Below are 20101 nucleotides of genomic sequence, written 5' to 3'. Positions count from 1 at the left end.
GCAAACCGGGGTCGCTGAAGGCGGCCCCGGCTCAGCTGTCCTTGAGCCTCTGGTAGGTCTCCAGAGCACGCTCGCGTGACTCCGGCAGGCCCACCACGGGCTCCGGATACCCGGCAGCCTGTTCCGGAGACTTCCAGGGTTCGTGGATCGTTTTATCATCCATCCCGGCGATTTCCGGAATGAACTCCCGCAGGTAACGGGCCGCTGCGTCGAACTTCTTGCTTTGCGTCACGGGGTTGAAGATCCGGAAATACGGGGAAGCATCCGCTCCTGATCCGGCCACCCATTGCCAGTTGGCCGGATTACTGGCTGAATCGGCGTCCACCAGGGTGTCCCAGAACCATGCTTCGCCCAGCCTCCAGTCGGCGAGCAGGTTCTTCACCAGGAACGAGGCGGCGGCCATGCGGACGCGGTTGTGCATCCAGCCGGTCTGCCACAGCTGCCGCATTCCGGCATCCACCAACGGATAGCCCGTCCGGCCTTGCTGCCAGGCTTCCAGTTCAGCGTCCGACGGCGTTTGCCACTCGAAGCGGTCGAAGTCGGGTCGGTAGTTCCGTGTGGCCAGCTCCGGGTTCTCATAGAGCAGCTGCCAGCAAAACTCGCGCCAGCCCAGTTCGGACCGGAAGATCCCGACGTCGGTGGTGGCCTGGTGCGGTAAGCGCTCACGGAGCGCGTGCCAGACGCGGAAGGGACTGATTTCACCAAATCGAAGGTGGGGGGAAAGGCGGCTGGTGCCTTCGACTCCCGGCCGGTCCCGGCCGGTTCCGTACTCCTCGACAGGGCCATCAAGGAAGTCGTGCAGGCGGCTGTGCGCGCCGGCTTCACCGGGCGTCCACGCCTCCGCGAGTCCCGCGCTCCAGTCCGGTGTCCGGGGGAGCAGCCCCCAGCCGTCCAGATCGTCGCTGTGGGGGAGCGCCCCGTCGTCGTTCCGCGCCGGTTGGGGCAGCTTGCCGGGGGCGCCGGACGGCATCCGCGGCTCACCGCTTTCGAGGCAGGCGCGCCAGAAGGGCGTGAAAACCTTGTAGGGTCCGCCGGATCCGGTACGGATGGTCCACGGCTCGAACATGAGGCTGGCCTGGAAGCTCGCGGCATCAAGGCCTTCGTCCCCGGCCCAGGCCTTAATGCCGGCATCGATGCTGCGTTCGGGTCCGCCGTACCTGCGGTTCCACCTCAGGTGTGAGGCTCCGGTGCCTGCCGTCAGCTCCTGGATGATTCCCGCTGCGCTCCCGCGCCGAAGGACCAGCCGGGAGCCGGCGGCCTCCAGTCCGGCAGCCAGGGACGCCAGCGAATGGTGCAGCCACCACTTGGCTGCACCGCCGAGGGCGCGCACCCCCGGCGATTCTTCATCCAGGATGTACACGACAGTCACGGGGTGGCCCAGGGCTGCCGCGTCGGCCAGCGCCGGATTGTCATCCAGGCGAAGGTCATCACGAAGCCAGACAATGGTGGAAGGCATGCTTCCACGGTACACGCCGCACCACGCTGTTTACTGGCCGGTAACCTGGCCGTAGACTCGCTCCTGCCGTCCGTTGCGTTCATTCTCCGCAGGGACGGTTCCGTTCGGATCGGGCTTTTCCTGTTGACAACGGCATACGGCTGGAGGCTGCCGCGTGCCGGCCACCTGTTCGCCGCAATGATGCCGCGCGCAGGAAAAAGGATGACCAATGAAGCTATTCCTTGCAGCGGCCAAAGAGGCGGGAGCGGTCAGAGCGGCACACTGCCGGCGGCCCGCCACCCGGGCTCTCCTGGCGGGTCTCGCCGCCGCAATCTCAGTTTCGGCATTGATCGCCCCCACCGCCCACGCCGCGCCGTCTGGCGGCGATGCGTGGGTGGTAAGCGTCGGGGATTCCTATATTTCGGGGGAGGCAGGCCGCTGGGCGGGCAACTCGAGCGATCCTGCCCAGGCAGACGCCCTGGGTGACGCCGCCTTCCGGCGCCAAAACGGCCACGTCCTGGAACTCTTCAGGGGAATTCAAACCGGGGCTCGACTTCTACACCGACGCTGCCGGGAACAGCGGACAGGCTCTGGAACTTCAGCGCTTCGCATCATCCCACCGGGTCAGGATGGTAGTGATTTCGATCGGCGGCAACGACCTGGGTTTTGCCGGCATCATCGCCACGTGTGTCTCCAAGTTCATGACCAGCCCGTGGTGGGCACCGAGTTACTGCAAGGACTCCACCACGGTGGCCACCAACTTCTCGGCCGCCAACAGGGCGGCTGTGGCAGGCCGGATCGGCACCTCGCTTGCCAACGTGGCCAAGGCCATGGGCAGTGCAGGCTACGCGCCCGGTGAGTACAGCCTGGTGGTGCAGAACTACGTCTCGCCCCTGCCGCGGAGTTCCGGCATCGCCTATTCCGAAACAGGCTTCAGCCGGCAAAGCACCTACGGCTGCGGCTTCTGGAACGCGGACTTGGATTGGGCTGCGGGGGCCGCCGTGCCAGCCATCAACTCCACCATTTCAGCCGGCATCGCTGCTTCCGGTGTGGCCGGCGTTCACACGCTCAATGTGTCCGCGCTCTTCAGCGGCCATGAACTGTGCGCCGATACGACGAAGAAGCTGAACAACACCGCTCTGGCTGACTGGCGGAGCGCCGGCGCCGCGGACATCAGTGAGTGGATCAACGAGATCCGGACGGCGAGCACTGCCTTCAGCGACTACTACATCCAGGAATCACTGCACCCCAACTACTGGGGCCAGCTGGCCCTGCGCAACTGCCTGCGCCAGGTCTACAACGGCGGCGACGTCCGTTCCGGGAGCTGTACGGCGGGGGCGGGGCTGACGTCGGGAGGCGAACCGGCGGTGAACTTGAGCCAGACGCACACGCCGTAGCTGACAACGGAAAGGCCGGGGTCCCATCAGGGAACCCGGCCTTTCTGGCGTCCGGTCCGGAACCGGATCAGCTACTAGAGCTTGTCGAAATCAGCCTCTTCAACAGTGGAGTCCGCAGCCGAAGCGTTGGCCGACGAACCAATGGCAGGCTTCGCGCCGCCGGACTTCAGAGCCGCGAGCCGTGCTTCGATCTCGGTCTGCTCGCCGAGGTCTTCGAGCTGGTTGAACTGTGCATCGAGGCTGGATGCGGCGAGTTCCTGCTGCCCGCGGACCTTGGCCTCTTCGCGGCGGATCTTCTCTTCGAAGCGGCCTACCTCGCTGGTGGGATCCATGAAGTCGATGCTCTTGAGCGCGTCGTGGACCTGGGACTGTGCAGCGGCGGTCTTGGATCGGGCCACCAGCTCATTGCGCTTGCTGGTCAGCTCGTTGAGCTTGCCCTTCATCTGGTCAAGACCGGTCTTGAGCTTGTCCACAACCTCGGTCTGCGAGGCGATGCTGGGCTCGGCAGCCTTTGCCTCGTTCTCGGCCGCCATCTGGCGCTGGATGGCCACCTTGGCAAGGTTGTCGAACTTCTGGGCGTCCACTGCGTCGCCGCTGCTCCGGTACTCGTCGGCCTTGCGGGACGCTGCCAGGGCCTTGTTGCCCCAGTCCTGGGCGTTCTTGACGTCCTCGTTGTAGTCGTCCTGGAGCATCCGCAGATTGCCGATGGTCTGCGCCACGGCAGATTCAGCTTCAGCAATGTTGTTCGTGTAATCCCGGACCATCTGGTCCAGCATCTTCTGCGGATCTTCGGCCTGGTCCAGCAAGGAGTTAATGTTCGCCTTTGCCAGCTGCGCCATACGGCCGAAAATGGACTGCTTAACCATGGTGTTGCCTTTCATCCTGCTCAGTGGTCGCCACTGAATTCAGTGAACAGTTGATGTACCGCTTCTATCCGGCGGCCAGGGAAACGGCCGCCGCCTAGTCTGTGGATCGGCTAGAAGCTGCCGGAGTCCCCGCCGCCGAAATCGCCGCCGCCAAAGTCCCCGCCTCCGCCGCCGAAATCGCCGCCGCCCCAGCCGCCGCCGTCGCTGTGACCGCCGCCCCAGCCGCCGCCGCTGCCTCCGTTGAGGATGGAATTGATGAGGATGCCGCCGAGGATGGCACCGCCGAGTCCGCCACCGCCTCCGCCACCGAACATGCCGCCGCGGCCGTAGCCCTGGTTTGCGTAGCCGAAGCTGTCCACATCGCCCTGGGCGAGCTGTGCGGCCTGGGCTGCCAGGGCGTGGGCCTGCTGAGCGTACGTCAGCGCCGTGACCGGATCATTGCGGGAGATGGACAAGGCATAATCCAGGTTCCGCTGGGCTTCGGCCAGGCGGGTACGCGCTTCGGTCCCGACTCCGCCGCGACGCGCCGTGATGTAGTCCGAGGTGGCGCTGATCTGCGCCTGCGCCGACATGATGGTCTGCTGCAACGAAGCCTGTGCGCGGCGGGCCTGTTCCTGCTGGTCCCGGATGCCCGTCAGGGACTGGTCCAGCGACTGATGGGCCGTTTCCACCCGCTCCAACGTGGCAATCGGATCGATCTTGCCGCCCTGGATTTCCGCCTTGACCTGCGCCAGGGCTGCTTCCACTCCGGCCACCGGCCCGGCAAGTTCCGGATGGGCTCCGGACTGGATCATCGCCTTGGCCTGCGCGAGGTCCTGTGACGTGTCAACCACAGCGGCCTCGAGGCTGTTGCGGGCCTCGTCCAAGCTACCGGAGACCTTCGTGATGGCATCGATCAACACTTTTGTCTGGTGCAGGCTCTCTTCCGCAGCACGGACGGCCACTGCAGCCAGGCTGCCTTCTCCGGAGGCCAGCTTGTCCTGGGCCGTGGACGTGGCGTTCTGCACGAAAGCCAGCCGCTCCTTGGCCTGGCCGATGTTGTCCGAGACCTGGACAAGGGCGCTGTCCGCGTATTTGGCCCGCAAGGTTGTCAGGGTCTGTTCAGCCGTGGCGATCCGGGCGTCGGCTTCCTGGGCGCCGGCGTTCACCGCGGCAAGGGCCTGCGGGGCGTTCTTCTCAAGTTCACGGAGCGAATCGAAGTCTGCCTTTTGTTCCTGGAGTGAGGCAAGGGCAGCCTCGGAACGGCGGATAATTTCGCCGAGCCAGCTCCGCTGCTGCTCTTCGGTGTCCGGGATGTGGTCGTCGAGCTGCTGCTGCAGTTTGAACGACTCGGACATGTGGCCCTTGGCTTCCTGCAGGGCCTTGGTGAAGTTCCCGACGGCGGCATCGCCGTACTGTGCCTGGGCGAAGCCCAGTTCCTGCTCGCTCGAGTTAATGGCGTTATCGGCCTCAATAAGCAGCGAACCGCTCTTTTTGCGCAGCTCGTCCACGCTCAGGGAGGCCAGCGGGTCAAGCTCCGCACCCTGCGGGCCATAGCTGGCACTGGACGCAAGGGCTGCCTTCTTCCGGCGGTTCCTGAAGTACAGGTACGCGCCCGCGCCACCCGCCACGACGACACCCGTGCCGACCAGTACGGCCGCTCCGGCGCCATCGCCTGAGGAAACGGTGCCGCTGCCGCCGCCTGCCGCGTCTCCGATGGCCGCAGCGGTGTCGATGGCTGCCTGGGCATAGTCCTTCTTGCCGCCGGCCAGGTTCGCCGTCACGGCATTCTGGCTGATGTTGGACTGCTTGGACTTAATGGGGCTTGCCGAGTTCAGTACAAAGCTGAATTTACCCTCTTCCGCTATCGCCAGAATGGCATCGGCCCTGCCCATGCTCTTGTTCGTTGCCACTTTCTGGGCCCACGCCGCGGGATCGGCCGGGTTTGTGAAAGAGTCCACAGTCACCACGTAGAGGTTGTACTTGTGGTCTTTCAGGAGCTTCTGGATTGCTTCCTGAACTTCGGCCTTACGTCCTCCGAGAACATTGGCGTTGTCCACGATGTTCGAGCCGGACGGAATGGTCACCGGGTCTTCGGCCCAGGCTGAGGTGGCGGGAACCGCCAGCAACCCGGCAAGGCCGATCACGGCGAGGAGACGTTTGAAATTAGACCGCATGTGCAACCCTTCAGCACTTCTGCGACTGATTCGGCCGAGCCAGTCGTCACAGAATGCAGCAGCGCCCCCACGCATGTGTAAAGCCGCAGGTCGCTGTGGCAATTCCATTTGATTCTATGGTGCACCAAATTGCCCGTCCACAACGGGGAATATGCCACCAGCGAAAAGCGCTGAAAGCACCTGCCGGACCTGCAAAAAATGGACTCGGACGGCGTTCAGCAACCTCCCAGCCAACGTCCGCCTTAGCTCCAGTCTGAGGGTCCATAGTTAAAGGCAGACAAGGATGAAAGGAAGTCTAATGACTGAGAACCCAGCACAGGGTGGATCGCCTGAGAACAGGGGTACGGAAAAGCCCGGGGAGGGCTGGCCGGCGCAGCCTGCTCACGCGGACACGCAACCGCTGGATGCAGAGCCCCGGCAGCAGTCCGCGCTGCAGCCGCAGGCACCGGCGCGGCCAGCCGGAGACTCAGTCCAAGGAAACCCTGATGCGCAGCGCAACCCGAGCGCCCAGGACAACCCGACTATCCGGCTCGACCGGGCACAGTCCGACGATCGAAATGCGCACTTCCGTGACGGTCAGCCACATTCAGGCGGGGACGGTGCACCGCAGCCCGTCTATCCGCAGCACCAGCCTTTCTACGGCCAGCAGGCGGGCCCTTCCGCCCCGTATGACGCCCACCAGGGACACAGCAACTACTCCGGTGCCGGCGCCCCGCAGGGCAGCGGCCCCTACCAGGCCAGCCACCAGCACCCGGGCAGCATGTACGCCTCCGATCCTGCAAGCACCCCGAAGCGGAAAGCGGCCTTTGGCGTGGGAACCCTGGTGGCCAGCATTCTTGCCGCCGGCCTGGTGGGCGGCGGAGTGGTGGCGGCCAGCGATGCTTTCCTCAGCAACGGCTCCACGTCAGCCGTCAGCAGCGCCGGCGGCCAGCCCAGCACCGTGATCGTCAACAACAAAGATGACGTGAACGTCATTACCGCCGCTTCGCTGAAGGCTTCCCCGAGCGTGGTGACCATCAAAGCGACGAGCGGCAGCGACGGCGGCACCGGTTCGGGAATCATCCTCGACGACGACGGTCATATCCTGACCAATACCCACGTTGTGACCCTTGACGGCAAGACGGCCAGCGCCACCATCGAAGTCCGGACGAGTGACGGCAGGGTGCTCACCGCGAAAATCGTTGGCACGGACCCCCTCAGCGACCTTGCAGTGATCAAGGTGGACAACGCCTCGGGGCTGACGCCGGCAACCCTTGGTGACTCCAGCAAGCTGAACGTTGGTGACACCGCCATTGCCATCGGCTCGCCCCTGGGCCTGACGGGAACGGTCACCGACGGTATCGTCTCCACGCTGAACCGGACCATCAGCGTGGCCTCATCGGCAGCGCCCAAGGAAGGCGCGGATGATTCCCAAAGCGACGGCGAAGGCGGCTTCCAGTTTGCCCCGCCGGACGGCGGCCAAAGCCAGAACTCCGCGAACCAGGGATCCATCTCCCTTAACGTGATCCAGACCGACGCCGCCATTAACCCCGGCAACTCCGGCGGCGCCCTGGTCAACAGCAAGGGTGAGGTCATCGGTGTGAACGTGGCCATTGCCTCGGCGGGCGGCGATTCCAGCTCGAGCACCAGCGGCAACATCGGCGTGGGCTTCAGTGTTCCGATCAATAACGCCAAGCGTGTTGCCCAGGAGATCATTGACAACGGCAAAGCCACGCACGGCCAGTTCGGCGTCAGTGTGAAGTCGAAGTCGTCCACGTCCTCAAGCTCGTCCTTCTCGGTGGGTGCGGAAGTGGCCACCGTGGAGTCAGGCTCCGCCGCCGCCAAGGCCGGCCTGAAAGTGGGCGACGTCGTGACGAAATTCAACGACCTCGTCATCAGCGATCCCAACCAGTTGACCGCAGCGGTTCGGGAGCAGCCGGCGGGCGCGACCGTGAAGGTCACGTTCCAGCGCGGCGGCCAGCAACAGCAGGTGGACGTGACACTCGGAGCGGCAGCGGAGCAGTAACTGCCGGCGTCGCGTCCGGCAGCGGGGCACGTATTCACCCGACAGCGGAGGCGGGGGCACCTGCATGGTGCCCCCGCCTCCGCTGCTCGGCCGTCGCGGTCCTGCGCCCGCCGTCGCGGTCCTGCGCCCGCCGTCGCGGTCCTGCGCCCGCCTGCCGCGGTCCTGCGCCGGCCTGACACAGGCCTTAACGGGACGGCGCGGGCGCCCCGCTATATGGTTAGCTTGGTTCTACCCGCACCCCGGGGGAGATCCGCGGCCATAACCTCACCCGGCTGGCTATCCACAAGCATGGAAGGCTGCTGTACAGAAAGTGGAAGAGACATTGAAGATCATCGTTCTGGTCAAGCATGTACCAGACGCGCAATTGGACCGTCACCTCAGCGCCGAGGACAACACCACGGACCGCGCCGATAGCATCCTGTCCGAGCTGGACGAATACGCCCTGGAAGCCGCGCTGCAGCTGACAGAAGCCCGCGGCGGAGCAAAGGCCGGCAACCAGGTCATCGCTTTGAGCATGGGTCCCGCCGGCGCCGTCAATGCCATCAAGAAGTCCCTCCAGATCGGCGCCACCGAGGGCGTCCACCTCCGCGACGACGCGCTGGCCGGATCCGATGCAGCCGCGACGTCACTGGCACTGGCTGCAGCCGTCCGCCACCTTGGAGCAGACAGCCCCGTGGACCTGGTCCTGACCGGCATGGCGTCCACCGACGGCGAGACCTCCCTCGTTCCGGCGCAGCTGGCAGAGCGGCTCGGGCTCCCGCAGGTCACGTTCGCCTCCGAACTGGAAGTGGACGGCGGCCGCGTCATCGCCCGGCGCGACAGCGACACGCACTATGACACCATCGAGGCACCGCTGCCCGCCGTCGTCTCGGTTACCGACCAGATCAACGAGCCGCGCTTCCCGAACTTCAAGGGAATCATCGCTGCAAAGCGCAAGACCATCACTACGCTCTCGCTCGCGGAGATCGGCGTCGACCCCGCACAGGTGGGCAAGGCCGGTTCCTGGACCGCTGTGCAGACGGCAGCCGCCCGCCCGCCGCGCACCGCCGGCACCATCATCACCGACGAAGGCGACGCCGGCATCAAGCTGGTCGAGTTCCTGGCCGCCCAGAAGCTGCTCTAAGAGGATTCCAGACATGGCAAAAGTACTTGTATTCATTGACAACCCCGGCCAGGCGCTCAAGAAGAGCAGCCTGGAACTGCTGACGATCGCCCGTACGCTCGGTGAAACGGCAGTCGCCGTCAACGGAACGCTGAACGACGACGTCGCCGGCGCCTTCGGTTCACACGGCGCCGCCGCCATCTTCCGGCCCTCGTCCGACGACCTTGACGCTTACCTGGTGGGCCCCAAGGCTGCATTCCTGGCCGGGGCCGTCGCGGCCTCGGGTGCCACAACAGTGCTCCTGGAGAACTCGTTTGACGGGAAGGAGATCGCAGCCCGGCTGGGCATCAAGCTTGGCGCCGGCGTCATCACCGACGTCGTGGCAGTGGACCCGGACGGCACGGCGCACAAGTCGGTGCTGGCGGGCTCCTACACGACCACGGCCAAGGCCACTACGGCAGTCTGCGTGCTGACAGTAAAGCCGAACAGCGTAACGCCGGAACCCGCAGGCGCAGCAGCAAGCCCGGAGGTACTCACGGTCGACGTGCCGGAGTCCGCCTCGGCCGGCGCTGCCCGGATTACCGGCCGCACGGACAAGCCGGCCAGTGGCCGTCCGGACCTCACCGAGGCCCGGATTGTGGTGGCAGGCGGACGCGGCGTCGACGGCGATTTCGGTCCGGTTGAGGAACTGGCCGACGCCCTCGGTGCCGCTGTTGGTGCGTCCCGCGCCGCAACAGACGCCGGCTGGATCGGCCACGATGCGCAGGTGGGCCAGACCGGCAAGACGGTTTCCCCGCAGCTCTACATTTCCGCCGGCATCTCCGGCGCCATCCAGCAGAAGGCCGGCATGCAGACCGCCAAGGTCATTGTTGCCGTCAACAAGGATGCCGAATCACCGGTCTTCGAGATCGCCGATTTCGGCATCATCGGAGACCTCTTCCAGGTCCTTCCGCAGGCAACCGAAGAGATCAAGAAGCGCAAAGGCTGATGAGTTGAGCATCAACGCTACGGCTCAGAGCCCGTTCAACCCGGACCACCACCGGGTTGAGCGGGTCCTTTGTTTTACCGCCCACCCGGACGATATCGACTTCGGCGCAGCCGGGACGATCGCTGCCTGGACCGCGGCAGGAGTTGAGGTCAGTTACTGCATCATGACCGACGGCGACGCCGGCGGTTTCGACCCGGCGCAGCGCGACCAGATCGTGGCCATGCGGGCGGAGGAACAACGCCGGGCCGCTGCGCTGGTCGGGGTGACCGACATCCATTATCTCCACGAGCGGGACGGCTACCTGGAACCGACGCACGAGGTGATGAGGGGAGTGGTGAAGCTGATCCGGGAGATCCGGCCCGACGTCGTGCTTTCCATGCATCCCGAACGCAACTGGAACCGCATCCAGAAGAGCCATCCGGACCACCTCGCCGTGGGCGAGGCCGTAACGCGCGCCGTCTATCCGGCCCTGGAAAACCCCTTCGCGTACCCGGACCTGGCCGAGGCGGGCCTTGAAGCCTACAAGCTGCCGTGGCTCTGGCTGTTTGCCGGGCCCGAGGAGCGGGACAACCATTTTGTGGACGTCACGGCACACGTCGAGGAGAAGCTGGCGGCGATCCATGTTCATGCCAGCCAGCACCCGGACCTGGAGGCCATGGACCGCACAGTCCGCGCCCTCATGCTGGGTACCGGCTCGCGGGCCGGTTTGGCCGACGGGCGCAGTGCCGAGGCGTTCCATGTCGTCACAATCAACGGTTCCGGGACCATCGCCGGGTTCTAGGGTTGTCCGGGTGTAACCCGTGTCATATGCTGGCCTCTGTTTAAATCATATTTATTCAGGAAGGCAGACTTTGATGGCGAAGACTGCGCAGCAGCCGGTACTGGTGATCATGGGTGTCTCAGGATCCGGTAAATCAACTGTGGCCGGCCTCTTGGCCGGCAAGCTCGGATGGGACCTGGCGGAAGGCGACGACCTGCACCCGGCGTCGAACGTCGCAAAAATGCAGGCCGGTGAGCCGCTGACCGATGAGGACAGATGGCCGTGGCTGGAATCCATCGCCGAATGGATCCGGGCGCACACGCAGGACGGAACCCCCGGCGTCGTCACCTGTTCCGCGCTAAAAAAGCGCTACCGGGACGCCCTGCGCGGTGAGGGCGTGGTGTTCGTCTTCCTGCAGGGAAGCAAGGAAAAGATCTCCGACCGCCTGGCATCGCGGCACGGGCACTTCATGCCTCCCGCGCTGCTCGAATCGCAGTTTGATGCGCTGGAAGAGCCGACGGCGGACGAAAACCACATTTCCCTGTGCGTATCGGCCACACCGTCGGAAGAAGCCCAGGAAATCATCGAGCGGCTCAACCTGGACGCGGCAGACGCCGCGACCCCATAGACCAGCGTTACGCACTTAGGAACCATACTTTGAATTCTCAAATAGCAATGCAGCTGCCTGCTGCCGTCGAGGGCTGGACCGGCCACGACACGCAGCTTCTGGTGGTCGCCGCAATCGGCATCGCACTCATTGTGGTGCTGATCGCCAAACTCAAGCTGCACCCCTTCCTTGCGCTTGTCCTCGGCTCCGCCTTCGTGGGCCTTGCCTCGGGCGTTGAACTTGCCAAGGTCATCTCCAACTTCGAAGACGGCGTGGGCGGCGTCCTGAAGGAAGTCGGCCTGCTGATCGCCCTCGGGGCGATGCTCGGCAAGCTTCTGGCCGACTCCGGCGGCGCCAACCGCGTGGTGGACACCCTGCTGGACAAGGCCAGCGGCAATAAGGTGGTCTGGTCCGTCACCCTGGTGGCAGTCATCATCGGCCTGCCGATGTTCTTCGAAATCGGACTTGTGCTGCTGCTCCCGGTGATCGTCCTGGTCACGCAGCGTTCCAAGATGCCACTCATGCGCATCGCCATTCCCGCCTTGGCCGGGCTCTCGGTGCTGCACGGACTGGTGCCGCCGCACCCCGGACCCCTGATCGCGATCAGCGCCGTCAAAGCAGAGCTCGGCACCACCCTCGCCCTGGGAATCCTCGTTGCCATCCCCACGGTCATTATCTGCGGACCGCTGTTCTCACGCCTCGCCGCAAAATGGGTTCCGGTGGGTGCGCCCGCCGTGGCCGGCGGCATCGATACCCAGCATGGCGCGGACATGGAAGGCGTCAAGCGCCAGCCCACGTTCCTTGTCACCCTGCTGACCATCATCTTCCCGGTGGTGCTGATGCTACTCAAAGCCGTGGTGGACATCGTCTGGCCTGATCCCAAGACTGCACCGCCGGTCCGGATCTTCTTTGACTTCGTTGGCCAGCCCCTGGTTGCCATGACACTGGCCGTGCTGCTGGCGATCATCACTTTCGGTTACGCCGTGGGATTCACCGGCAGCCGCATCACGTCCAAGGTCGGCGCCAGCCTCGGCCCCATCGCGGCAATTCTGCTGATCGTGGGTGCCGGCGGCGGCTTCAAGCAGACCCTGATCGGGGCCGGCGTCGGCGATGCCGTCAAGAAGTGGGCCGAAGGCACCAACATGTCGGTCCTGGTGCTGGGCTTCATCGTGGCCGTCGCACTGCGGCTGGCCACCGGCTCCGCCACCGTAGCGACGGTGACGGCAGCCGGCATCGTGGCTCCGCTGGCCAGTTCACTGACCCCGACCCATGCCGCACTGCTGGCCCTGGCCATCGGCGCGGGCTCGCTCTTCCTCTCCCACGTCAACGACGCAGGCTTCTGGCTGGTCAAGGAGCTCTTCGGACTGACCGTCGGGCAGACCTTCAAGACGTGGTCCGTCATGGAGACGCTGATCTCCGTTGTCGGCTTCGGCTTCGTGATGCTGCTGTCGCTGATAATTTAGCGGCGCGATTCATCGGAACCGCGGCTCAGGCGAGCCGCGCCGCCGCGCAGGCCTTGATCCCTTCGAAAAGGAAGGGATCAAGGCCTGCGCGGCTTTTGTCGTTAGGGCTTTGTGGTTAAAGTGCCGCGGCCTGCCGGTGCACGCCGGAAGGCGGGCACCGGCAGGCCGGTGATGACGACGGCGGTGGCAGGCTACGCGCCGAGAGGGGCCGCTGCGACTGTCGGCAACGTTGGCGAAGCCGAGCCGCCCACCGGTTCAACGGTGATGCCCAGCGCGGCCGCGGAATGGATGCCCTTCACCACGGCGGGCTTGGACAACGCCTCTGCGTCCATGAGCCCCTGCGAAACCGGAGCGGAGCCGTCCTTGGGGATCAGCCACATCTGGTACACCTTGCCGGACGGAGGAGCCGGCACCCCGTTCATCTTGACCACCACTGCGTCCTTGGAAGACGAGATGGAAACCGTGGCCGTTCCTCCGCCACTGACGTCGACGGTTGCCTGCCGCACATCCTGGGCCTGGAGCACCTGGTTCAGCGGATCGTTCTGGTTTGCCACATAGGCTCCCACTCCGACGCCGCCCAGCGCGATGACAGCGGCAGCGGCCACCCCGATAAACCAGTTACGGAGCCCGGGAGCCCGGCGTCGTTCTTCACGGCGCTGACGGGCGGCACCGAGTTCGTCAGTGCCAGGCGCCTGGCCCGGTTCCTGCGCATGCCCGTGGACTATGGGGGTGGAAACCGGGACGATGCCGGGCTGCGCCGGAAGCTGGGCCACAATGCGGTCGAACAGCCCAGCGGGCGGTTCCTCCTCCGCAGTGAAGGTGAAGGCCAGCGTTTCGCGTGCCTGCCGGACGCGTTCGTCGAACGCGTCCCGTTCCGGCCCCGGCGCGGCTGAGATGTATTCCTCAATGGCGGCCCGTTCAGCGGGGGTCACAGCGTCCAGGGCATACACTTCGGCGAGTTCCACGGCACGGCCGGAAGCCAGGTCTGTGGCGATATCGTGGGCAAACATCCCGGGCGGACGGCTGCTGTTCGGTTGGTTCACGTCGGTCATCTCAACTCACCCCCAGACAGGTCTTCAAGCGGATCAGCCCATCGCGGATGCGGGACTTGATGGTGGGTACGGCGGCGTTTAGTTTCTCCGCGACTTCGCGGTACGTTAGTCCGCCGTAGTAGGCCAGCCGGACGGATTGCTGTTGCGTCTCGGTGAGGGTATCCAGGCACTTGACAACGGCTTCTGCTTCCAGCCTGCTGCCGACCTCATCGGAAACGGAGTCATGATCAATGTCCTGGCTGCTCGCGCCGTATTTGGCTTCCCTGTCAGTGGACGACTGGGAGGAGCGGACCTTGTCCACGGCACGCCGGTGCGAGATCGTCATCAGCCACGCCAGCGGACTGCCGGCCTCAGGATTGAATTTCGCCGCGTTCTGCCAGACCTGCAGGAAGACTTCCTGAGTGGTGTCCTCGCTGAGCTCGGGATCGATCAGCACGCGGCGTGCCATGCCGAAGACGCGCCGGGAAGTCAGTTCATAGAATTCCGCGAACGCCCCCTGGTCACCGTTGGCGATGAGTGCCAGCAGCTCACCGAGCCGCCGGTTCACTTCGACGGGAGTGCCCGGGGAAGCAGTGGCTTCGGGGTTTGGGGCGTTGGGAGTTTCCATTACCCCCAAGCATAAGTCGATTTCTGGCGAACGCTTGGCACCGGGATCGCTCGGAACGTCGCCGTGGGCGGTGCGACTGTTCCGGGCCGGGGACCTGCGGACCTGCACTGTAGTCACCTGCCGCTCCTCGATCCTGTAGGGGCCCGGGTTGGCCTTCACAGGTTATTCGGAGTGCAGGCGCGGATGGATGGGCGGAGGAGTGCCACTAATTGCAGGCCGGCCGGTCGGGGCGGCGGCAGTGCCCTGGGCAGTGGTCGGGGCGAGCCGGGCTAGAGCTTGGCGCCGGCGAAGCCGTTCTGGCGCCAGGCTTCAAAAACCGCAATGGACGCCGCGTTCGCGAGGTTCAGGGACCGAAGCGAGGGAAGCATCGGCAGCCGCACCCGCGACGTCACGTGCGGGTCGTGCTTGACATCCTCCGGCAGTCCCACGGATTCCTGGCCAAAGAGGAGCACATCGCCGGGCAGGTAGCTGATGTCCGTGTAGGAAGTTTCGCCATCGGACGTGAACGCGTAGACGCGCTCGGGCTGCAAAGCTTTCCAGGCAGCGTCGAGGTCTTTATGCACCGTCACGACGGCGAGGTCGTGATAGTCCAGGCCGGCCCGGCGCAGCTTGGCGTCGGAAAAGTCGAAGCCCAGCGGCTCCACCAGGTGCAGCTCGGCACCGGTGATGGCAGCCAGCCGGATTGCATTGCCGGTGTTGCCGGGAATTTCGGGGGAGTGGAAGAGGATGCGAAACACCGTCCCATCCTAGCGACCGCCCGCCCCGTCCGCTGTCCGTCCCGCCCGTCCCCCGGATGTCCGTTACATGCAGGCCAGCCCGTGCAAGGCAGCCGTCAGTGCATCCCGCGGAGCAGCCTGGCGAGGGCGGGGACGTTGACGGTATTCGGGGCGGGCCCGGAGCTCAGGAACTCCTTGAGTCCCCGGACCAGTCCGGCCCCGTTGACCACCTGTACCGTTTCATGACCGCGGGGTGATCGCCGGTGGTGGTCGATCACCGGCTCATGGAGGTTGCCGTCCGGACTGTGGATGACGGTCCATCCCGTCACGTTAAGCTCCGGGAAGATGTCCTGCATGCGCCGGACGATGTGCGCCAGCTGCGGCGGAGCAATGGCCCGGCCGCCGTGCGTCAGGGTGCTGCCGTTCCAGGCGTACGCACCCTTGGGCAACAGCATGGATCCGATCAGCGCGAGCCGGTAGCCGGACAGCAGTGCGTGATCGATGTGGCTGTTGTCCGCCGGTGACTGCAGCCCGTTGATCAGCCGTGCGGCGGGAATGGCAGGGAGGATCTGCCTGCTGATCAGCTGAACGGTCCGCATTTCCCGCTGGATACGGGCTTCCGCACCGAAAATGCCCCGCTTCCGCGGCATGCCGTGGACCTGCCGGGCGGCAATCTCCGCGGGGATCAGCGGAACGCTGCCGGACTCCCGGTCCTCGAACGGAGGGACGTAGACCGGAGCGTCGCCTGCCGTGTTGCGCGGACTGTTGGGCCGGTGGACGGTTGCCGACGCCCGGCTCCCGGCAGCGGGCGCGTCGAAATGGGCGCCTTCCGCCGGCGTCGCGCCAGTTCCATGGGCGTACGAGCGGTCGTAGGCGGCCCGCCGCTTCGGATCAATCAGCGTCTCGTAGGCAAGCGTCACCTGCCGGAAAACGGCGGCGTCGCCGCCGTGGTCGGGATGTGCCCGCCTGGCAGCCTTGCGGTAGGCCACCTTGATCTCTTTGTCCGTCGCCGTCACGGGAAGGCGAAGGACCTGGTAATGGGAGCTGCTGCCCTGGGTCAAGCACTGATCCTTATCTTGTCGGTTCCAGTCCACTCAGGCAGTCCGGTCCGCCCAGTTTAACCGTGTACAGCCTCAACGTCCGCGCCGGCGGCTCTGGTTCCCGGCCACTGGCATAATTCAGCGCATGATCATTGCAGTGGCCATCAACCCGCGTGCTTCGTTCGGCGGTACCCGGCACACGGGAGAGGCCGTTGTGGCCTTCTTCCGCGCTGCCGGGGCACATGTGATCGTGCTGAGAAAGGCCAGCTATGACCGGCTCGCGGCTGCCGTGGTTGAGGCCCTGGACTCGGGCTGCGACGCTCTGGTTGTCGTGGGCGGCGACGGAATGGTCCATCTGGGGATCAACGCCCTCGCCGGACTTGCCGTGCCCTACGGAACGGTGCCGCTGGGTATCGTTCCCAGCGGTACGGGCAACGACATGGCGCGGGCCCTGAGCCTCCCGTTGAACGATGCAACGGCCGCCTGTGAACGGATCCTGGCTGCACTCGACGGTGGCGGGCGCCTTATTGATGCAGGGCGCGTCACGGGGAATGGCGCAACCAGATGGTTCGCCGGAGTGGTTTCCGCCGGCTTCGACGCCGCCGTGAACGAACGCGCCAACGCGTGGCGCTGGCCCCGCGGCAGGAGCAGGTACAACCTGGCCATGCTCCGTGAACTGGCCACGTTCAAAGCCGTGGACTACACCGTGACAGCCGACGGCGAAACCTGGCGGCAGGGGGCCATGCTCATTTCGGTGGCGAACGGCCAGTCCATCGGGGGCGGCATGAAGGTGACCCCCGACGCCGTGCTCGACGACGGGTTCCTGGACCTGTTCATCGTGAAGCCGCTGTCCAGGGTGCGCTTCCTGGCAGTCTTCCCGAAAGTCTTTTCCGGCCGCCATACCGGGCACCGGGCAGTGCACATCAGGCAAGTGCGCCGTGTTGAGCTCTCCGCCGCGAACGTTGTTGCGTACGCCGACGGCGAGCGGGTCGGCCCGTTGCCGCTGACCATCGAGGTGGTGCCCGGGGCCATCAGGGTGCTGGCCGTGCCGTGACGGCATACCGGCCGGAGCGTCTAAACTCTTGCGGAGGACCGGCCGGAACAGCGCCGCCGGCAGAGCGTATGTGGGGGCCGTGTGCAATCGATGGGCAGGGGACACGCTGCGAACCGTTCGTACACTCTGACCGGGGTGATCCGGCGGATGGCGCGGCCGCTGACCCTGGCAGTGGTGCTGGCCGGCGCGGGCGGCTGCAGTGTGGGCGTCCCGGATCCTGCAGCCCCGAGCGCTGTCCAGACCACGCCATCGCTGGCAACGCCCACCATTACGCCGGGCCACGATGCGGCGGCCGTGGCCGCGAAGGACCTTCCGTTTACTGCCGGGGACTCCCTTGCCCCAGGAGTCGCCGTCGGCCTTTCGGACGGGCTCCGTGAGGCGCCGGGCTGGAAGCCGGTCAAGGAGGACGTGGCCGGGGAGAACCGCTACGTCAAAGCCGACGGATGCGTTGTGTCGGCCAGGGTCCGCGTGAATCAGGGCTCACTGGCCGTTACCGGAGATGACAAGGCCTCCACCGCTGAACTGTTTCGGTATCTGGATCCCACCGTGGTCCCCGGCTACCTGAAGACCGACACCCTGCGCTGGGGCGGCGAACCGGGCAAACCCGGGCCGATGGTTGAAGTGCTGGCTTACGACGGCGTATCGGCGCCAGGCGGAAGGTCGGCAGCGGTGCTGGCCAGGCTTTTTGGCAAAGCGGGGTCGTCTGTTTACATTTCACTCGTGTGCCCGGACTCCGCTGCGCTCGCAGTGGCCCGGGCTGACGTGGCGGAACGCCTGGTTGTCGTTCCGCCAACGGACTGAGCCGTTCCCGCTAGGCCTTGCGGGAACTCCGGGGTGCCAGCCGGTTGAGGGCCAGGGCGGCCACGAGCAGCCCAAAATCGCGAAGTGCGACGTCGAAGAAGCTGCCCAGGAGCAGCAGGTTGATGATGATTCCCAGCAGCCACACGGCCACCAGCATCGATCCGAAGCGTGGCCGGAGCGCCACCGCTATACCGGCAACAACCTCCACGACACCAACGATGTACATGATGGTCTGGGCCGGCAACGGAACCACGGCTGTGGCCACGGGGGCCAGATACATGGTCCAGTCGGCGAGCAGGTTGGTGAACTTGTCGAGGCCGAAAATGACCGGGGCGACCGTGAAGACCGTGCGAAGCAGCAGGAAGGCCTGCCTGCCCGGCTCGGAGGCCAGGCTGCGGGAGGGCGTGGTCAGCACCGAGGATGATTTCATGGCTTGCTCCTTCTAAAAGTAGGTAACATAATTTTAGAAAGAGATCCTGAATTAAGCAATGAATCTTGTTTTTAGAGTTAGGGTGTTCCATGCGCAGACTTCCCTGGGCCCGCCGGATCGCGGCCGTGGCATCGCTTGGTGATGAGAACCGCAGGAGACTCTTCGGATTCGTCTCGTCGTCCTCCGGGGCGGTAGGACGGGACGAAGCGGCCGCCGCCCTGGAGATCCCGCGAAGTACGGCATCGTTCCAGTTGGACAGGCTGGTGCAGGACGGCGTGCTTACCGTTGAGTTCCGCAAGCTCGGCGGGAAGGCCGGACCCGGCTCTGGCCGGCCGGCGAAGCTGTACCGGCCGGCCCAGCCGGAACTGAGTGCTTCCGTGCCCGACCGTAACTATGACCTGGCCGGTGAACTCATGGCCGCCGCGATCGAACGGTCCAGTGCCGCCGGCGAGCCCGTCCGGGACGCGCTGCTGGCCACCTCCTACGCGAAGGGCCTGGAAATGGCGGAGGGGAGTCACAGCCTCGAGGAATTCCTCTCCGCGGAAGGGTACCTGCCGGATCCGGACGGTGCGGGCGGCTTCGCACTGCGCAACTGCCCGTTTCACCGGCTTGCGGACGGCCATGCCGACGTGGTCTGTGCCATGAACGGAGCGTTCCTCACCGGCGCGGCTGCCGGCTGCGGTGTTGCCGAGGACCGCATCGTGGGGAACAAGGCCGCCGGCCAGTGCTGCGCCAGGATTACGCCGCCCTGATTTCCGCGGGTTTCCGGGGCCGGCCTGCCAGCAGCACACCGGCTACGACAAGCATGCCCCCGACGATCTGGGGCAGGCTGACCGGAATGCCCATCATCACCGTGATGGCCGCCGTGAACACAACGATCAGGTTCAGGTAATTGCCGGCGGTGGCGGGCGCCGTCGTTTTGAGTGCGAGGTTCCAGCACAGGTACGCCCCCAGCGAAGGGAAGGCAGCGATGTAGGCGATCGACCATCCTTCGGCTGCGGTAGCAGGGAAACCGGCGCCCGCGGCGAGTGCCACCGGACCCAGCAGGACCGTGGCCATCACCACCTGAACGGCTGTGGCCGCGATGGCCGGCAAGCCCAGCCGCCGGGAAATAATGGTGTAGAAACCCCACACAACAATCGCCCCGATCATCAGCAGTTCACCGAAATTGAAGGTAATGCTGAACACCCGGAGCAGTTCGCCCCGGGTCAGGACCAGGAGCACCCCGGTGAGACCCAGGGCGATGCCCAGCCAGCCGAAGAGGCCGGGCTTTTCACCGAGCATGAAGATGGCCATCACCACGATGAGCGCCGGATTGGCAGCCGTGATCAGCGAAGCGTTGAGAGCGGACGTGTGCTGGAGGGCGGTGTAGAGCAGCAGGGTGTAGCAGCCCATGCCCAGCACGCTCAGGAGCAGCAGTACCCGCCAGCGGCCAAGGACGGCGCGCCAGTCGGGACGTTCCACAAAATGGGCCAGCGCCACGAGTGGAAGGGCGGCCAGCGCCCATCTCCAGAAGGTGAGTTCCAGCGGCGTCATGGTGTTCACGGCTGCCTGCCCCACCGCAAGGTTGCCGGACCAGAACAGGGTGGCCAGCACCAGGTAAATCGAGGCTTTCACCGCTC

The 20101-nt window shown here is 65.4% G+C and carries 19 protein-coding genes; 10 read left to right on the top strand and 9 right to left on the bottom strand.

Annotated elements, in window-relative coordinates; genetic code table 11:
• Positions 1 to 31: 31 nt before the first annotated feature.
• Positions 32 to 1456 (bottom strand): cryptochrome/photolyase family protein, encoded by a 1425-nt coding sequence (locus tag ASF98_RS01665; RefSeq protein ID WP_055796574.1) that lies wholly within the window; start codon positions 1454 to 1456, stop codon positions 32 to 34.
• A gap of 461 nt (positions 1457 to 1917) precedes the next feature.
• Here ASF98_RS01665 and ASF98_RS01660 point away from each other — a divergent pair, with 461 nt between their 5' ends.
• Positions 1918 to 2832, top strand: a complete 915-nt coding sequence (locus ASF98_RS01660; protein WP_055796572.1) for a hypothetical protein — start codon at positions 1918 to 1920, stop codon at positions 2830 to 2832.
• 74 nt (positions 2833 to 2906) lie between these two features.
• Here the strand turns inward: ASF98_RS01660 and ASF98_RS01655 are convergent, their stop codons facing one another.
• Both ASF98_RS01655 and ASF98_RS01650 read right to left on the bottom strand, forming a co-directional pair.
• Complete coding sequence (locus tag ASF98_RS01655; protein WP_055797264.1) at positions 2907 to 3698, bottom strand: PspA/IM30 family protein; 792 nt, start codon at positions 3696 to 3698, stop codon at positions 2907 to 2909.
• 110 nt (positions 3699 to 3808) lie between these two features.
• Positions 3809 to 5854 (bottom strand): TPM domain-containing protein, encoded by a 2046-nt coding sequence (locus tag ASF98_RS01650; RefSeq protein ID WP_055796568.1) that lies wholly within the window; start codon positions 5852 to 5854, stop codon positions 3809 to 3811.
• 298 nt (positions 5855 to 6152) lie between these two features.
• Between ASF98_RS01650 and ASF98_RS01645 the strand changes: the two genes are divergently transcribed.
• From ASF98_RS01645 to ASF98_RS01620, 6 genes are all read left to right on the top strand, one after another.
• Positions 6153 to 7859: a S1C family serine protease gene (locus ASF98_RS01645; protein WP_055796565.1), complete on the top strand. Its 1707-nt coding sequence runs from the start codon at positions 6153 to 6155 to the stop codon at positions 7857 to 7859.
• A gap of 322 nt (positions 7860 to 8181) precedes the next feature.
• Complete coding sequence (locus tag ASF98_RS01640) at positions 8182 to 8982, top strand: electron transfer flavoprotein subunit beta/FixA family protein (protein ID WP_055796563.1); 801 nt, start codon at positions 8182 to 8184, stop codon at positions 8980 to 8982.
• A 13-nt stretch (positions 8983 to 8995) separates the two neighbouring features.
• Positions 8996 to 9949: an electron transfer flavoprotein subunit alpha/FixB family protein gene (locus ASF98_RS01635; RefSeq protein WP_055796560.1), complete on the top strand. Its 954-nt coding sequence runs from the start codon at positions 8996 to 8998 to the stop codon at positions 9947 to 9949.
• 4 nt (positions 9950 to 9953) lie between these two features.
• Complete coding sequence (locus tag ASF98_RS01630; RefSeq protein ID WP_055796557.1) at positions 9954 to 10730, top strand: PIG-L deacetylase family protein; 777 nt, start codon at positions 9954 to 9956, stop codon at positions 10728 to 10730.
• A gap of 73 nt (positions 10731 to 10803) precedes the next feature.
• Positions 10804 to 11337, top strand: a complete 534-nt coding sequence (locus tag ASF98_RS01625; RefSeq protein WP_055796554.1) for a gluconokinase — start codon at positions 10804 to 10806, stop codon at positions 11335 to 11337.
• Between the two features lie 47 nt (positions 11338 to 11384).
• Positions 11385 to 12779, top strand: a complete 1395-nt coding sequence (locus ASF98_RS01620) for a GntT/GntP/DsdX family permease (protein WP_055796551.1) — start codon at positions 11385 to 11387, stop codon at positions 12777 to 12779.
• 191 nt (positions 12780 to 12970) lie between these two features.
• Here ASF98_RS01620 and ASF98_RS01615 read toward each other — a convergent pair whose 3' ends face one another.
• The 4 genes from ASF98_RS01615 to ASF98_RS01600 all read right to left on the bottom strand — a co-directional run bounded on the left by ASF98_RS01615 (position 12971) and on the right by ASF98_RS01600 (position 16215).
• Positions 12971 to 13831: an anti-sigma factor gene (locus tag ASF98_RS01615; RefSeq protein WP_055796548.1), complete on the bottom strand. Its 861-nt coding sequence runs from the start codon at positions 13829 to 13831 to the stop codon at positions 12971 to 12973.
• Position 13832: 1 nt separating this feature from the next.
• Complete coding sequence (locus tag ASF98_RS01610) at positions 13833 to 14438, bottom strand: sigma-70 family RNA polymerase sigma factor (RefSeq protein ID WP_055796546.1); 606 nt, start codon at positions 14436 to 14438, stop codon at positions 13833 to 13835.
• Between the two features lie 269 nt (positions 14439 to 14707).
• Positions 14708 to 15175: a tRNA (cytidine(34)-2'-O)-methyltransferase gene (locus tag ASF98_RS01605; protein WP_055796543.1), complete on the bottom strand. Its 468-nt coding sequence runs from the start codon at positions 15173 to 15175 to the stop codon at positions 14708 to 14710.
• A gap of 95 nt (positions 15176 to 15270) precedes the next feature.
• On the bottom strand, positions 15271 to 16215 hold the full coding sequence (locus tag ASF98_RS01600) for a J domain-containing protein (RefSeq protein ID WP_055796540.1): 945 nt from the start codon (positions 16213 to 16215) through the stop codon (positions 15271 to 15273).
• Positions 16216 to 16339: 124 nt separating this feature from the next.
• On the opposite strand from ASF98_RS01600, the gene ASF98_RS01595 reads away from it, so the two are divergent.
• Together ASF98_RS01595 and ASF98_RS01590 are read left to right on the top strand one after the other, a co-directional pair.
• Positions 16340 to 17248, top strand: coding sequence for a diacylglycerol/lipid kinase family protein (locus tag ASF98_RS01595; protein ID WP_055796538.1), 909 nt, complete (start codon positions 16340 to 16342; stop codon positions 17246 to 17248).
• Positions 17249 to 17338: 90 nt separating this feature from the next.
• Positions 17339 to 18049, top strand: a complete 711-nt coding sequence (locus ASF98_RS01590) for a hypothetical protein (RefSeq protein WP_326948934.1) — start codon at positions 17339 to 17341, stop codon at positions 18047 to 18049.
• A 10-nt stretch (positions 18050 to 18059) separates the two neighbouring features.
• On the opposite strand, the gene ASF98_RS01585 is transcribed toward ASF98_RS01590, so the two are convergent.
• On the bottom strand, positions 18060 to 18479 hold the full coding sequence (locus ASF98_RS01585; protein WP_055796535.1) for a hypothetical protein: 420 nt from the start codon (positions 18477 to 18479) through the stop codon (positions 18060 to 18062).
• A gap of 89 nt (positions 18480 to 18568) precedes the next feature.
• Between ASF98_RS01585 and ASF98_RS01580 the strand changes: the two genes are divergently transcribed.
• Complete coding sequence (locus tag ASF98_RS01580; protein ID WP_055796532.1) at positions 18569 to 19231, top strand: helix-turn-helix transcriptional regulator; 663 nt, start codon at positions 18569 to 18571, stop codon at positions 19229 to 19231.
• Here the strand turns inward: ASF98_RS01580 and ASF98_RS01575 are convergent.
• Entirely contained in the window at positions 19218 to 20096 is an 879-nt protein-coding gene (locus ASF98_RS01575; protein WP_055796529.1) for a DMT family transporter, read from the bottom strand. The two genes, ASF98_RS01580 and ASF98_RS01575, sit on opposite strands and share 14 nt — an antisense overlap.
• Positions 20097 to 20101: the final 5 nt, after the last annotated feature.

Source organism: Arthrobacter sp. Leaf337, assembly GCF_001423745.1.
Classification (GTDB): Bacteria; Actinomycetota; Actinomycetes; order Actinomycetales; family Micrococcaceae; genus Arthrobacter.
Note: the sequence above shows the minus strand (reverse complement) of the source record. Positions and strands in the feature narration are given on the sequence as shown.

Coding starts and splice junctions, on each gene's coding strand:
- ASF98_RS01665 (WP_055796574.1), bottom strand. CDS start 1,456: ATGCCTTCCACCATTGTCTGGCTTCGTGATGACCTTCGCCTGGATGAC.
- ASF98_RS01655 (WP_055797264.1), bottom strand. CDS start 3,698: ATGGTTAAGCAGTCCATTTTCGGCCGTATGGCGCAGCTGGCAAAGGCG.
- ASF98_RS01650 (WP_055796568.1), bottom strand. CDS start 5,854: ATGCGGTCTAATTTCAAACGTCTCCTCGCCGTGATCGGCCTTGCCGGG.
- ASF98_RS01645 (WP_055796565.1), top strand. CDS start 6,153: ATGACTGAGAACCCAGCACAGGGTGGATCGCCTGAGAACAGGGGTACG.
- ASF98_RS01635 (WP_055796560.1), top strand. CDS start 8,996: ATGGCAAAAGTACTTGTATTCATTGACAACCCCGGCCAGGCGCTCAAG.
- ASF98_RS01625 (WP_055796554.1), top strand. CDS start 10,804: ATGGCGAAGACTGCGCAGCAGCCGGTACTGGTGATCATGGGTGTCTCA.
- ASF98_RS01620 (WP_055796551.1), top strand. CDS start 11,385: ATGCAGCTGCCTGCTGCCGTCGAGGGCTGGACCGGCCACGACACGCAG.
- ASF98_RS01615 (WP_055796548.1), bottom strand. CDS start 13,831: ATGACCGACGTGAACCAACCGAACAGCAGCCGTCCGCCCGGGATGTTT.
- ASF98_RS01610 (WP_055796546.1), bottom strand. CDS start 14,438: ATGGAAACTCCCAACGCCCCAAACCCCGAAGCCACTGCTTCCCCGGGC.
- ASF98_RS01595 (WP_055796538.1), top strand. CDS start 16,340: ATGATCATTGCAGTGGCCATCAACCCGCGTGCTTCGTTCGGCGGTACC.
- ASF98_RS01590 (WP_326948934.1), top strand. CDS start 17,339: ATGGGCAGGGGACACGCTGCGAACCGTTCGTACACTCTGACCGGGGTG.
- ASF98_RS01585 (WP_055796535.1), bottom strand. CDS start 18,479: ATGAAATCATCCTCGGTGCTGACCACGCCCTCCCGCAGCCTGGCCTCC.
- ASF98_RS01580 (WP_055796532.1), top strand. CDS start 18,569: ATGCGCAGACTTCCCTGGGCCCGCCGGATCGCGGCCGTGGCATCGCTT.